Raw genomic sequence first — 13,714 nt, 5'->3', positions numbered from 1 at the left:
TACCCTCATCGTAGTTTTACAACCAGGTGCTCATAAGACAAACAGGAAGGAAAACCCGAACCAGACCTGCCAGGTTTCTCACTTGCATTATTAAACTTTAATTAGGATAGATAGACTTTGCAGGAAATTCAACCTGGTAGGTCTTTCTCGCTGGCTGGATCTTCCTTAGAAGCTATTTATTCATCGAGAACGATCAAACCTCACAGGTTTTTGAAACCTGTGAGGTTTCTTCATAAGACGATTTTTCTGTTTTCTTCACACTACTATTAAAACTAAGGAGCCGAGACTATTTATGATCCGCCAGCGACCGTCGTACAACCTTACTCCCGCTAGGACCCTATCTCCAACTCCCCCAGGCCCACCCCGGCCCATGGGGCCACCCCTCCGGAGGAGGGGAAGATTACCGGTGTCATTGGCAATTACAACAATTATATAAGTGTTTAAAAATAGATATCACTCACTTTTGCATCAACTGTATATAAACCCCGAACCAGACCTGCCAGGTTTCTCGTTAACTGAATTAGACTTCAACAAGAAGAGATGACCTTTGTAGAGAATATAACCTGGTAGGTCTCCCTCGCCGGGCTGGATCTTCGTTAGGAACTCTTTCCCAATGGAGCACGCTCAAACCTCACAGGTTTTTGAAACCTGTGAGGTTTCTTTATAAGACGATTTTTCTCTTTTGTTCACACTACTATTAAAACTAAGGAGGCGAGACTATGTATGATCCCCGAGCGACTCTCCTACCAACCTAACACCCACTACGAACCTACCTCCAACTCCCCCAGCACCACCCCGTCCGCCGAAGGCGTCCACCCCTCCTTGAAAAAAGGAGGGGAGCCCGGTTTTCTTTTCGACAGCTAGCTGTTCTGCCTATTATCTAAACTGAATTAAAATCATGAACCCATTCACAATCAAGTCCAGACTCTAGACTCTAGACTCCAGACTCTCTCGCCACCCCACGTTCCATTATACACTATACAATCTACACTATACAAAAAAGAAACCTCTACACATAAAACCATCCCCCACCCAATCTCAATACTCATATCTAAAATCTCAATACTAACCTAGTGCCCACGGAAAAACAAAACCGTACTAAACGTCTTGAGCAAAATATTAAGATCCAAAAACAACCCCCTGTGCTTGATGTAATACAGGTCATATTGGAGCTTCTCCAGACTATCATCATGCGACGAGCCGTAGTTGGCTTTTACCTGGGCCCAGCCGGTGAGGCCGGGTTTTATGATGTGGCGGGTTTTGTAAAAGGGGATCATTTCGCTTAGCTCCTTTACAAAGACAGGACGCTCGGGGCGGGGGCCAATGACACTCATCTCTCCTTTCAGGATATTGTAGAACTGCGGGAATTCATCGATACGGGTTCGACGAAGGAGTCGTCCGAACCAGCTTATTCGTTGGTCGTTCTTTGGGGACCACTGCGGGCCGTTTGGTTCTGAATTCTCGGGCATGGTGCGGAATTTCAGAATATTAAAAGGGATCGCGTTCTTCCCTATACGCTCCTGGGTATAGAACAGGCAGCCTTTGTTTCCGAAGAGATTGCCCAGCCATACGAAGGGAATGATAAGGGCACACAGCAGCAGGCCGATTATCGCGGTGAAAATGTCAAACATCCTGTGGAAGAAGCGGTAGAGCTTGTTCTGGTTGCTTCGGCTAAAGAGGAAGAACTTATAGAAGTCATTGCCTATATGCTGCACCGGCACGCGGTAGGTAATATCCTCGTACACCTGTGTGTAATCCTTTATAGAGACGCCCTCGATAAGCAAATTGTTCAGCTCCTCCAAAAGCGAAATGCTCACGCCCTTGTTCTTCACGGCAGATCCTGCCACCACCACCTCGTTGATGTGTTGATCCTTCAGCACAAAGGATAATTCTTCCGCAGTAAATTGCAAGAGGTCCGGCGAATGCGGCAGCTTATTGGAATGGGAGGTATTTATATAGCCAATCACCGCGTAATTGGGATCGCTCTTTTGCAGGGCCTCCACCATCACATCCAGCTCCCCCGCGTCGCCAATGAGCAGCACGCGTTTGTAGAATCGCGCAGAGGAGATAAGGGTGATATAGGCATAACGCCACAGCAGCAGCGCCCCGGTCATCGTAAGGAAAAAGAAGAGGATCTGTATCCGGTAGTCGGGAAGGCTGGGGGTTAAACGCGGCGTGAGTATAAAGAACAGCAGCGTAAGGGAGGAAGTGAGGATCACGTTCTTGAGGACGGCCTCAAACCTGCCCGCCTGCTGCAGGTCATAGAGTTCAAAAATTGTGGAAAAGATATTTAGGTAGAGCAGCAGCATAAAGACCCACTCCCACTGGTAATCTGTAACTTTAAAATACGCGTAGTCAAAGATGATGCCCACCAGGCTAAGGCAAAACAGCACCGCCACATTATCTATAAGGCGCAGCAGCACCTTACGTTCAGAGATCTCGAAGTGGACCAGTGACTTTTGCGGCATAGGGGAATCTTTCGCCCTAAGATAAAAATTTTCAGGAAAGAACCTCATGCCATTGACCTTTTATAAGTTCCCAGTCAAATTGTGTACTTTTCTTTCTTCCGGCGGCAGCCATGGTCTTTGCAGCAGCGGGATCTTCCAGCAGGGCGCTCACTTTGGCTTCCATTGCCGTGGGATCATTGGGAGGCACCAGCAGGCCGTCCACGCCGTTTTCAATAAGGTACGGGAGCCCGCCAATGTTGGTAGAGACCACCGGCAGCCCCAGCGCCATCGCCTCGATCACACTCACCGGGGTATTGTCAATATTGCTGGTATTCAGGAAAATATCATAGCTCGCAGCCAGGCGCGTCCATTTCTTTTTCTTCAGCTTCCCATGGAAATCCACTTGCAGATCTTTTTCTGAAGCATATTTACGGCACTTCCCCATGCTCCCATCCTTATCCGGCCCCACCATACAAAGTTCTGCTGAAGGATGTTGATGTCTGAGGATCTCCAGCGTTTTCAATGCCAGCAGCGGATTGTAGATCTCATCAAATGCCCGCACCCATAATAATTTCGGCTGGAAGGAGGTTCTTTGCTGAAAGTCATACTTCGCGAGGAACAGCGGATTCGGAATATATTTTACTGAAGTATATCCCAGCGCTTCCACTTCTGCTTTTAGATATTCTGAAGGGGATACGATGCAGTAAGCCCTCTTCAGAAGTTTTGCTGAAGGTTTGGGCGATTGCTGAAACCTCTTCTTCAGGTCTCCCCCGTGCAAAATTGGGATATATTTTTTTGAGAATGCTGCTGAAAGTCTTGCCAGCAGCACCGCGTACCAGAAATTCTGCGTACTGTACACATCGATGAGGACGTAATTTGCTTTTCGGAAATTTCTGAAGAACACCAGCAGCATATGCGACAGCCTTAGCAGCTTGTTCTTTAAGGGGGAGGCAGAGATCACCTCAAAACCTTCAGCCTTTAACCCCTCTTCCAGGGTGGTATGGGTGGTGGGGTTGGTATTGGATGAAGAAAGCCTGTTGCCAATATATAGAACAGTTTTTCCCATTATTCCAGGAGTTTATTCCAGTCGTGTTTCACAACTTCCCAGTCAAAAGCCGTCACCTTCTCCCTTGCCTTTCTCACCATTGCTCTTGTATCATCGGGGTTCTCAATAAGCTGCTTTACCCCATTGGTCATCGCTACCTCATCTTTGGCAGGTACCAGCAGCCCATCTTTCCCATCGGTTACCAGGTAATGCATCCCGCCCACATCTGTAGAGAGCATTCCAAGGCCCAGGGCCATGGCTTCTATCACGCTTATGGGGGTGTTGTCAATGTTGGTGGTATTCAGGAAAATATCATAATCTTTGGCGATCGCCGCCCATTCCTTCTTTTTCAGCTTTCCGGTGAAAGTGACCGGCAGCTTATATTTTTCGGCATAGGCCTCACATTTCTTCATACTCCCATCCTTCTCCGGCCCCACCATACATAGTTGGGCTTCAGGGTAAGTGAGCAGTAGATTCTCCAGCACCTTCACTGCCAGCATGGGATTGTATCTGCCCTGGAAGCGGCGTACCCATAACAACCGGGGCTTGAAAGCGCTTCGTTCTTTAAACGGATATTTCCGAAGTTCAATAGAGTTGGGAATGATCTGTAAATTGTCAAATCCTGCCTCTTTGAAGATATTATAAAGGAACAGTGAGGGCGCCACATTCATCTTTGCCTTTCCAAAAAGGCTTTTGCTAAGGAAGCGGTTATCGCTAAGCCTGTCCGGAAGATTCCCGCCGTGCAGGATAGGGATATAATCCAGGTTGTAGATCTGGCAGGCCTTGGCCACCAGGTAGGCGTAATAGAAATTCATGGCCCCGTAGGTATCGATGATCACCACATCTGTAGCCTTATGGTGTTTGGCAATAAGGCGCAGCATCTCCACCAGGCGCAGGGCCTTGTTATTCTTGTTGGAAGCCTTGCGCACCTCGTATCCCTCCTTTTTAAGCACCTTGCTGAAAAAGGAGATATAGGTAGCCGTAAAGCTGTTAATTGCTAAGTCGTTTCCTATATACAGGATCCTTTTTTTCATCTACGATATATAATAATGCCAGCCCATATACAAAAGCCGGCAATGCAATCCTCATGGCAGAGTGGTTTATGGTAAGGAACCAAAAGGCCACAAATGCCAGGAAATAATAGTTGTTTTTAAATTTCGTCCAGAAAACTATGGGGACAAATATAAGGATTAGGATGGCAACAATTCCTAATAACCCGTGCTCGGAAAGAAGTCTGCTAATTTCGTTGTGAGAGGCAATACCAAAGCCAAAATTTTCTTCCCTATATTCTTTTCCCTTTCCAACTCCAATGCCAGTGACGGGATGTTTGTAAAAAGCAAGAAGTTCATTTTCAACAATTTCTACCCTACCCGTTGTGATGTCATCCTTTAACTCACCTCCAGCTGTCCTGTTTGCATAACGATTTTCAATTAATCCAAAGGTATTAATTGATGAATAAGTCCAAATAAGTATAACTGAAATTCCTATAAGAATGATTTTGAAAGCGGTATTTGTTTGTTCTTTTTTTTCTTGCTTTAAGTAAAAGAAGGCGAGAAAGGCTATAATACAAATAATAGCCGTAAAAATTCCTCCTCTCGAAAAAGTAATAACTCCTCTATATCCCATCAACACAAGAAGAACAATATCAATAATATTAATAAATCTATTCTTAACGGTAAAGATTCGTGTAACCAAAAGAAAAGCACCTAACCCAAAAACTGTTGAGATTTGATTAGGACCATAGCCCCCTGTTGCAGCGTAATTACCGGATAAACTAATTATACCTTCATGTAAAGTCGGTGTATACAAGAAAAGGTAAATCATTTGAGTGATAAGGGGAAGTAACAGCATAAGTAAAACTTTCTGAAAATCCTCTTTTTTTATTTTCTTGTAATAGCAATACAAGGCCGACACCCCTAAAGCAATGGGGCCACTTAAATTGAAAATAACAAGCTTTCGAAATTCAGCCTCATAACTCATTGTTATTGATGCCACAATTATCCCTGGTAATAATATTATTAAATAGATCCAATAAGGTACAGTTCGAGAAGAAGTTCCTTTAAAAAACATACCTATGATTAAGAAAATGATTACGGAATATTTGCCGGTTTCATAAAAAACCATTCCCCCGGTCATCCTAAAAAAAACTTCTGCACCGGCGATGTATGCCGCGGCCATAAGGGCCTCATTATTTCTGTTTTGATTTTGAATTGTAATAAATAGAAAATATCCGATTACTGAAATCAATAAGGCAGTGGATAAAGACCTAAAAGAATATATCAGGAAAGCCAAACCCACGTGAAGCAGGAGAAGTTTTATATATAGGATGTTCGTATATTTTTCCTGTTTTATCATTTAATAGAAGTCTAAAATTCTATTTATAATTATTAATTCTGAATATTTTTCTTTAATCCTTTGCTGGAATTGAGTAGAATCAATATTCATTTTATCTGGGTGGTTAATATAGAAATTGATTTTTTCTATTAAGGCCTTAGAATTTTCTTTAGGAACTGTTTCTCCATATTCTCCTATTACCTCGGGACACTTACCTACTCTCGTACAAATCACAGGTAAACCTGCCATACCATATTCCAGTAAAGCTAAGGGCAAACCTTCAGAACGTGATGATAAAATTCCTAAATCTGCCTTTTTAAGGAAAGGTATTATTCCAACCTGAGTTCCGTAAAAAAAGATTTTATGTTTAACAGATGAATTTTCTATTGCTTTCAGAATTGAAGCGGAATACATAGTTCCCGGATCTTCTCCAATAAGATGCAAGCTCACATTTATATCCGGTTTCAACATCTCAAAAGCTCTCAATAGAGTAAGATGGTCTTTCTGAGGCCTGAGATTCGCTACGCAAATAATTTTAAAATCATCCTGATTCCCTCTCAATTTAATTTTCGATTCTTCCGTAAGCTCCAGCTCGGGTATAAAATTTTTAATCTCAATCACTTTATTACAATCCAGTTTCTGAATTGCCCAATTCCTAAGAACCGTATTCACCGAAATGATTCCGGAAAATAATTTTGAAAACCTTTTTAAAATTCTATACTCCCTTTTTTCCAAATTTTCACTTTCTCCATAATGATCATGCCATATGAGTTTAAATTTGCTCCCCGATAATTTTAAAATTCCTGGCAGAAAAAATGATGTACTGTGGGCGTGTACGAGCTCAATTTTATTCTCTCGAATAAACTTTTTCAGCTTCAAAATCGCGAGAGGATCAAGACTGGATTTTTTAGACAAAAATAAATAACCTACTTCATTCTTGATCTCCTTTTTTAATAAGCCCTCCTGTCTTGTGCAGCAAAGAAAGGATTTATCGACAAAAGGCAGCAAAGCATTGGCAATATTCACCGCCATCTTCTCCGCTCCTCCTGGTCGTAAAGAATCAATTATTTGAAGTACTCTCATACTATTTTTGGCTCACTTTTTTCCATTTAGAAAGTTTCTGAAGGAATTATCTATTTATTTGGGACTAATTCCTTAAAAAACTTTTTTAGATCATAAAAATTATATTTTAAGGATGCCTTCCAGTTTACGTCTTTTTTATTCTTTAAATTTTTAATATCGCCATCAAAAGCAACCTCAAACTTATCATTTACAGGAAAAACTGAAATATGATGCATTCCTCTATTAAACCACTCAATACTGTCAATTTTATCCAGATAAGTATCCAAATGTTTTTCCAACTTTAATTCATTTTTCTCAAATTTTAATCTAAAGATAGAAATACCTGAACCATAGCCCCTGTTATTTTTTTGTAAGGGCAAAAACCATTCACCATTGATCTGAAAAAAATTGCCCCCGGCTCTGGTTTCATCGCCAAATCTGTGTTTAAACCTAATTTCCGGTTTCCACTCTCCCCTTAAACTATCTGCCCTATAAAACGATTGTTTTAACTTATCATCACTCACGCTAATTATCTTCAAAGTATCTGATAGTAAAATTGCGGGATCTTTATAGCTTACATTTTTAATTAAAGTATCTAATATTTTCCAGTCAAAAGGAAAGTTATCAGTTCTATATAATAAAACATGTCCAGTTTCTTTAGTTTCCGGAAGCATATAATATTCTTCATTAACTTTAAAAACCTGAGGAAAAGAAAGATGAAATTTTTCATTTAAAACATTCCCCTCAAATGAATAATTCTTACCGTCTAATGATTTAATTAAACCAATATTTGCATTTCCTTCTGCCTGATGTTCAAAAAAAATATAGTAAACGTTATTCTCAACAAAAAGAAACGGATCAGCTAGAAATATTGAATTTTCTTCAGTCTGTTGATTTAGCCATTTTATTGAGAAAATTTTGCTGTTTTTTACAGGATTTTCTATAAAAAATTCGCTGAGCGTATTGGTACCAATAGACCAGCCTCCCCCCTTCACGCTCCAAAAGGCATATCTGTAATTAGCCCATAACAATGCACTTATAAGAATAAAAAAAGCTATGATGGATAATTTCAATATTTTCCTCATTAATCTTAATTTAAGCAACTGTAAAACATGTTATAGGATAACTTTTTACTTTTTCCTATTGTAAAATTTTAATAATTTCAACCTCAAATTTTTCTAATGTATACTCCTGACTCCACTGCTGTGCTTCCTTTGACATCCGTCTCATCTCCTGCGCATCCTTTAATAGGCATATAACCCTTTCCAAAGTTTTCTCTAATACGACCGGACTATTTTCAGTTTTAAGTCCACTTTCCTTCTTTTTAAACATGCTCTGACTTTCCACATTCCAATCTTTACTTTCCTCTTCTCTCTCATCGATTCTTTGAGTAATAATCCCACGACTCCCTCCTCCAAGGATAAAAGGGACACAACTAACTGCTGTGGCGATGGGGATACACCCAAAGAACATCCCCTCTGCCACTGCTTTTGGCCACCCTTCACTTTTTGAAGCAAGAATAAGAAAATGGGCTTCTTTATATGCCTGCTTTAGTAAACTAAGAGGCTGACTTCCGTACAGGTGAATATAATCTTTATTTTGAGCTTCCTTTTCTAAATTATTAAATAAGGGACCATCCCCATAAATATGAATTTCTGCCTTGATATTTCTTTCTTCATTAAAGGCTACAACAAATTGCAGGGCGAATAATGGCTGCTTTCCCTCTACTAAATTCCCGACAAAAAGAAATCTGTATGGTTGAGTAAACTCCTTTTCCACTACTTCCTTTTCCGTTTCACAAAAAGAAGCTGTAAAAAAGGGAAAAATATTCTTTGTTTGATTTGGCCATTCACCGTAGACAAGTACTTTCATGTTTCGGGTCAAAAATGTATTGGTTAGTATCCATTTTTGAAGATTATAAGTCCACGGTTGTTTAGCCTCCGGATCCCAGTTGCCGGCATATTTGGCCGTCTTTGGTTTGTTTGGAAAGAATATTTGACATATACAGGCTAGCAACCCAATATTTCCCGGGCAACGGAGATGAAGGTGATCTGCCTTCCGCATGCTTCTGATAATTCGGAAAAAAATGATGGGAATAATTAAAACAGCCCTAATTATTGAAGCTATTTTTAGAAAATTAAAAGAGGGAATTGATGTAAAGCTAAGATTTGAATGATGGTAGGGTAATCCTGAATTTTCCATCTCCCCTTTCTTGGATCCGGGGGCTAGTACTTCCACCTCACTCACATGTTTTAACCACAGATTCATTTCTCTTACGTAAGGAGAGTAGGCGTAAAACTTACCTCTCCGCTCACAATGCTGCACATGGGTGAAGATGGCGAACCTCATTTTATTTATTTTTCATAAGCATGCTAAGGTGCATGCATTTGAACATATGCGCATCGGAATCCCGGGAGTTTTCCCAGTCTTCCTGGTGCCACTTTTTCGCCCGATCTATTTTGTTTTCTTCAGAAATGGGTAAAATTCCAAACATCGCACTCCATTTGGCTTTTCCCAAAACCGCCCTGCGCTCTTTTATATTAAAAGCTTGCTCAAATTTATAATATGTCTTTTTGGAAAACGGCCACTCCCAATGCCTGTCGCTTTGAAAAGGTCTGTATATAGTTCTGACGACCTTGATTGGGAAACTGGTTTGCAGCGGATCGTGACTTACAATCTCGCCATCCTTGCTTAGCTTTTCCTTTAACCGCGAAATCAATTCATCTACATTTTCAAAATGATGCAGCACCCCATAAGCATATATGAGATCGAAATCCTTTTCCTTAAAATCGCTTGAAAGAAAATCAACAGCTCTTGCTTCTGCATGGTCTAATTTTATCAATCTGCCATTTAAAGATTTTATAGCTTTTTCACTCAGGTCAATACCCAGATATGATAGAGATTTTTCGGCTAAATAATATGTCAACGAATTTCCTTCATAACACCCCAGATCAAGTACTTTCTTTTTTGAAAGATCCCCAAACCAACTTACATGCAAATTATAGATATCCTGTTCTACTCCTATTTCTTTTTTAATTTTATTTAAAGTTCCATTTCGAAAAAAAGACCATATCCTTGTGGCAAAATTTTTCTTTTTATTCTCATAAAACTCCTGCTGCTTTTTATTTATATCTAATCCTTTTTTAGAACTCATAAACAATTTTTATTTAATTCCAGGGTGATCAATTAATCTTTTAACTACAACCTGAGGTGCCAGATTTTTTGAAAAATATTCCATAGAATTTTGCTCAAGGTTTTTGCGATATTCCGGATTTTCTAAAACTTTTAATATACCCACTTTTATTTCCTCTTTTGAATCGCCAACATAATGCAAATGAACACCATGTTCAAGTGGGGTTGCTAAATCATTTACATGAGTTGTACTAATTACCGCCTTCCCCAGTAGTAAAAATTCCGGCAACTTCCATCCATGACAATCCTGTACAGCCGGAGTATTAAAGACTAAGATCGACTTTTTTATTTTATCTAAATATTTATTCAACGGTATTCTTTTATAAATCAATTCTTTATATCCCAAATCCATATTATCTGACCTGGGTGCAAATCCTCCTTCGAAATTTACCCGATTTAACTCTTTGCAGGCAATTATAAAATTTGCTCTTCTTTCATTCGTTTTACTTTCATTTTTCCACAGTGAACTTAAAAAAAATATAAACGCCTTTTGAGGAATAGATTTTTTATAATCCGAAAGAGGTAATCTTTTATATTGTCTCCAGTAACTTGTAAAGAAATATTTTTTTAAATAAATTCTATTTCTGGATTTGATGTAATTTGTTAATGCCAATTGTAAAGTTTGAGGAAATGACCATAATTTAATACCAAAGCCTGGCCCTAAGGCGATAATTTGATTCTGGAATTGATTAGGAATTTTTTTTTCATTGTAATTTACTTTACCGTAGACATCACTCCATTCCATAGGATTCCCAAAAATAGCGGAGGTGTCAAGAGCATCGATAATAATTCTCTTTTCTGTAGCGCCTTCCTTAATTATGGCTGCCAGAACTCTTTCGGGAAAAGCAGGGAATTCAGAAGTTGAAAACTTAATGTTTTTCTTTCCGTACAATCTATAGAAGCCTTCTATATAATATGAATAATAAAAAACATCAACAGGCGCGTAAATTATTACCTTCATTGGTTGATTTTCGGTTTGTGAAATAATAAATCTACCAAACCACTTAAGCGTCCCAGGCTTTCAAATAAAGCAGCACTTCTATTTTTTGTGGTTAAAACATTCCCAAAACGGATACCACCTAAAAGAATTGCTGTCGCATACCATTTTAATTTGTTGGTAAGACAAGGTTGAGGATGTTTCAAGCGCCACACATACCAACCATTCCTGATCACCATTTTGCCATATTTCAAATGATCAGGCCTTCCGGATTCAGCATGATTATGAATTACCCTTGCAGAAGTATTGACATACAACTGGCCTAAACGGGAGGCACGTATGCAAAAATCCATATCTTCATACAAACCATATCCTTCAAAATAGTTAGAGAAACTAAGACTCTTAAATAATTTTTTTCGATACGAAGCGACTCCACCCATAAAAAATTCTACCGGATAAGTTTTCCCAGATGGAGGCAGGAAACCTATTGATAATCCATTTGAGTATTCCGGCATAAAACCTGGAGGTTTATCGCTTAAAAGACCAAGTTTTTTTCGAAGTAAATTTCTGCTTCCCAGGTTCCTGGTGTAGCCATCCTTTGTGAATTCATTAAATGTTGACAACTTCACCGCTTTTCTCCAGTCGACCTCGTTAATTATATACCCCCCTACTCCTATTGCATCAGGTTTTTCGGAATAGGTAGCTATTAGATTCTCAAAATAATCAGGTTCAAGAATAATATCGTCGTCAAGGAATGTGATTACTTCTATATCTTCATTGGTCTCTCTTATTCCAAAATTTCGCTGCCGGGTAAGTCCCTGATCTTCCTTGCCTACCTTATAATATTTGAGTCCCCTATACTTATCTCCTTTCAATAAATCCTTAGTATGGACATCAGGTGAAGAATCCACTACTATTATTTCATTTGGAACTAAATTCTGCAAGAAAACAGATTCCAGTAGTTTAGTTATAACCTGAGGCCTTTTATAGGTGCAAATAATCAAGCTAAAATTCATTACTTAATTCAGTCTTAAGTGATTTCGATTCCTTGTCGGCCATTAATTTTTCAGCCCATTCTTCACTGATTTTCCACCGCTGGCTCATCATTTTAAAATATTTTATAGGGTTTATTATTTCTTGTTTCCAATAATATCGCAAGAACAATTCAGTCTTATATCCTCTTATTTGAGGTAGTGAATAATATTTTTTTGCAAGTACCATCAATGTTGGCGAAGGTTTAGGCTTATCCTTTTCCCAGGGAGTGGCGACAACAGTGCGAAAACCACCGCGAGGTGCTTTCAGATGCAGGATTTCTAAATGGGGATGATATATAATGTCACAACCAATATTTCTCAATTGCATACCATAATCCTGGTCTTCGCCAAAGCCATATTCAAAAACATCATCAAAATTGAGCTTTGTGCAAAAAGACTTATTCACTATACAGGTACCTGCACCAAAACTTCCCCACTGCTTGATTTTATGGAAAACTCTCTCCTCATCCTTTTGCTTACAATTAATATTAAGGCAATCTGTTTCCAAACGGTTTAATTCTAAAATACTCTGTTTTAGAAGTTCCGAGGACAATCTTATATCATCATCTGCAAAGAAAACCCAATCTGCAGTTACTTCTTTAAGGGCCAAATTCCTGGCATTGCAGGCTCCTGTTTGATGGGTGAAAAGATGAACGATCTCAAAAGGCCAAGTTTTAGTTTTAAGCTCAGGTAGTTCAGTTTGGGAATCCAGTTCTGGATTCTGTTCTACAACAATTACTTTCTGAGGGACCTGGGTTTGTTTTTTAAAGTCCTCTAACACTTGCAAAAGGTAACTTTTACGTCCCAGGGTAGGAATTATAACATCAATGTTATCATGGTTTAACCCTAATTTTCTTGAATTCATGGAAATACCTGAAAGATCCACATTCTTCTTAAAATATTTTCTTTGAAAAAGCACATACAAAAAAGCCTGCAGCGGAAATGACTTTTCATATCTCATAAAACACAAAAAGAGCAACCAGAGTCTTATCATCTTGTAATGTGCATATACAAAAGCAAACAATTCTTTTTTTGATGCTGTATTAAAAATTGGTTCAAGTAAGGCAATTTCCTTATCTTTTATTAAATGGGGACTACTATAACAGAACAAACCATTTTGTTGGCCCAATTTGGCAATTGAGGTCAATAGCAGCCCGAAATCTTTTATGTGTGCAAAAAATTTTTGAAACTCGAGTAATACTCTCCCTTTAATCCCCCCAATATCTGTGCTCATCCTCCAGGTGGGATACGGCACTTCTCTGTTAAAATTTACAAAAGGAAGTTGATCGATATATCCAATGGTGTCAGGTATATAAGCTGACTTGATCGCATAGGAAGCCATAATAAGATCGTGGTGGAAGACGTCTTTCCACGCAATTGATTTTATATCGTTCTCAAAATCTTCTTCACACCAGGCGATGATCTCATTGGGATATTTTTCTGCCATTTCCCAGAAACCGGAGCAAAGATCAACTTCTGACATTTGAATCGTCTTATCCTCATATCTGATGCTGAGAAGCTTTTCAGCCTTATGATGGATTATGAGAATCATTGAATTATTCGGTGTTGAGGTTTAAACAAATGTAAATAAATTCAATTCCAACCACCTAACTTCACCATCTTTAAAATACTTGAAAAAGTATTTTTTAAATATTTAAAAAAG

11 protein-coding genes are annotated in these 13,714 nt (G+C 39.1%); all 11 read right to left on the bottom strand.

Annotation, left to right across the window (positions count from 1 at the left end; all coding sequences use genetic code 11):
• Positions 1 to 1,070: 1,070 nt before the first annotated feature.
• The 11 genes from FHG64_RS14965 to FHG64_RS14915 all read right to left on the bottom strand — a co-directional run bounded on the left by FHG64_RS14965 (position 1,071) and on the right by FHG64_RS14915 (position 13,534).
• Complete coding sequence (locus FHG64_RS14965) at positions 1,071 to 2,516, bottom strand: exopolysaccharide biosynthesis polyprenyl glycosylphosphotransferase (RefSeq protein ID WP_317133571.1); 1,446 nt, start codon at positions 2,514 to 2,516, stop codon at positions 1,071 to 1,073.
• The gene (locus FHG64_RS14960; RefSeq protein ID WP_139067164.1) at positions 2,500 to 3,513 is read right to left on the bottom strand and encodes a glycosyltransferase family 4 protein; all 1,014 of its coding nucleotides are present in this window, start codon (positions 3,511 to 3,513) and stop codon (positions 2,500 to 2,502) included. The genes FHG64_RS14965 and FHG64_RS14960 overlap by 17 nt, the downstream gene beginning before the upstream one ends.
• Positions 3,513 to 4,526, bottom strand: a complete 1,014-nt coding sequence (locus tag FHG64_RS14955; protein WP_139067163.1) for a glycosyltransferase family 4 protein — start codon at positions 4,524 to 4,526, stop codon at positions 3,513 to 3,515. Before FHG64_RS14955 ends, FHG64_RS14960 begins: the two co-directional genes overlap by 1 nt.
• The gene (locus FHG64_RS14950) at positions 4,483 to 5,616 is read right to left on the bottom strand and encodes an O-antigen ligase family protein (RefSeq protein WP_246054137.1); all 1,134 of its coding nucleotides are present in this window, start codon (positions 5,614 to 5,616) and stop codon (positions 4,483 to 4,485) included. The genes FHG64_RS14955 and FHG64_RS14950 overlap by 44 nt, the downstream gene beginning before the upstream one ends.
• 231 nt (positions 5,617 to 5,847) lie before the next feature.
• On the bottom strand, positions 5,848 to 6,909 hold the full coding sequence (locus FHG64_RS14945; protein WP_139067161.1) for a glycosyltransferase: 1,062 nt from the start codon (positions 6,907 to 6,909) through the stop codon (positions 5,848 to 5,850).
• Between the two features lie 50 nt (positions 6,910 to 6,959).
• On the bottom strand, positions 6,960 to 7,973 hold the full coding sequence (locus tag FHG64_RS14940; RefSeq protein ID WP_139067160.1) for a glycoside hydrolase family 32 protein: 1,014 nt from the start codon (positions 7,971 to 7,973) through the stop codon (positions 6,960 to 6,962).
• A gap of 55 nt (positions 7,974 to 8,028) precedes the next feature.
• Positions 8,029 to 9,237: a glycosyltransferase gene (locus FHG64_RS14935; RefSeq protein WP_139067159.1), complete on the bottom strand. Its 1,209-nt coding sequence runs from the start codon at positions 9,235 to 9,237 to the stop codon at positions 8,029 to 8,031.
• A gap of 1 nt (position 9,238) precedes the next feature.
• Positions 9,239 to 10,042, bottom strand: a complete 804-nt coding sequence (locus tag FHG64_RS14930; protein ID WP_139067158.1) for a class I SAM-dependent methyltransferase — start codon at positions 10,040 to 10,042, stop codon at positions 9,239 to 9,241.
• Positions 10,043 to 10,051: 9 nt separating this feature from the next.
• Entirely contained in the window at positions 10,052 to 11,041 is a 990-nt protein-coding gene (locus tag FHG64_RS14925) for a hypothetical protein (protein ID WP_139067157.1), read from the bottom strand.
• Positions 11,038 to 12,033, bottom strand: a complete 996-nt coding sequence (locus tag FHG64_RS14920; RefSeq protein ID WP_139067156.1) for a glycosyltransferase family 2 protein — start codon at positions 12,031 to 12,033, stop codon at positions 11,038 to 11,040. The genes FHG64_RS14925 and FHG64_RS14920 overlap by 4 nt, the downstream gene beginning before the upstream one ends.
• Complete coding sequence (locus tag FHG64_RS14915; RefSeq protein ID WP_246054135.1) at positions 12,023 to 13,534, bottom strand: glycosyltransferase family 2 protein; 1,512 nt, start codon at positions 13,532 to 13,534, stop codon at positions 12,023 to 12,025. The genes FHG64_RS14920 and FHG64_RS14915 overlap by 11 nt, the downstream gene beginning before the upstream one ends.
• Positions 13,535 to 13,714: the final 180 nt, after the last annotated feature.

Source organism: Antarcticibacterium flavum (assembly GCF_006159205.1).
In the GTDB taxonomy this organism is placed as follows: Bacteria; Bacteroidota; Bacteroidia; order Flavobacteriales; family Flavobacteriaceae; genus Gillisia; species Gillisia flava.
This window is presented reverse-complemented; position numbering and strand designations above follow the sequence as displayed.

What these genes read in the sequence shown, in the direction of transcription:
- FHG64_RS14965 (WP_317133571.1), bottom strand. Translation starts at nt 2,516, where the DNA reads ATGAGGTTCTTTCCTGAAAATTTTTATCTTAGGGCGAAAGATTCCCCT.
- FHG64_RS14960 (WP_139067164.1), bottom strand. Translation starts at nt 3,513, where the DNA reads ATGGGAAAAACTGTTCTATATATTGGCAACAGGCTTTCTTCATCCAAT.
- FHG64_RS14955 (WP_139067163.1), bottom strand. Translation starts at nt 4,526, where the DNA reads ATGAAAAAAAGGATCCTGTATATAGGAAACGACTTAGCAATTAACAGC.
- FHG64_RS14950 (WP_246054137.1), bottom strand. Translation starts at nt 5,616, where the DNA reads ATGGTTTTTTATGAAACCGGCAAATATTCCGTAATCATTTTCTTAATC.
- FHG64_RS14945 (WP_139067161.1), bottom strand. Translation starts at nt 6,909, where the DNA reads ATGAGAGTACTTCAAATAATTGATTCTTTACGACCAGGAGGAGCGGAG.
- FHG64_RS14940 (WP_139067160.1), bottom strand. Translation starts at nt 7,973, where the DNA reads ATGAGGAAAATATTGAAATTATCCATCATAGCTTTTTTTATTCTTATA.
- FHG64_RS14935 (WP_139067159.1), bottom strand. Translation starts at nt 9,237, where the DNA reads ATGAGGTTCGCCATCTTCACCCATGTGCAGCATTGTGAGCGGAGAGGT.
- FHG64_RS14930 (WP_139067158.1), bottom strand. Translation starts at nt 10,042, where the DNA reads ATGAGTTCTAAAAAAGGATTAGATATAAATAAAAAGCAGCAGGAGTTT.
- FHG64_RS14925 (WP_139067157.1), bottom strand. Translation starts at nt 11,041, where the DNA reads ATGAAGGTAATAATTTACGCGCCTGTTGATGTTTTTTATTATTCATAT.
- FHG64_RS14920 (WP_139067156.1), bottom strand. Translation starts at nt 12,033, where the DNA reads ATGAATTTTAGCTTGATTATTTGCACCTATAAAAGGCCTCAGGTTATA.
- FHG64_RS14915 (WP_246054135.1), bottom strand. Translation starts at nt 13,534, where the DNA reads ATGTCAGAAGTTGATCTTTGCTCCGGTTTCTGGGAAATGGCAGAAAAA.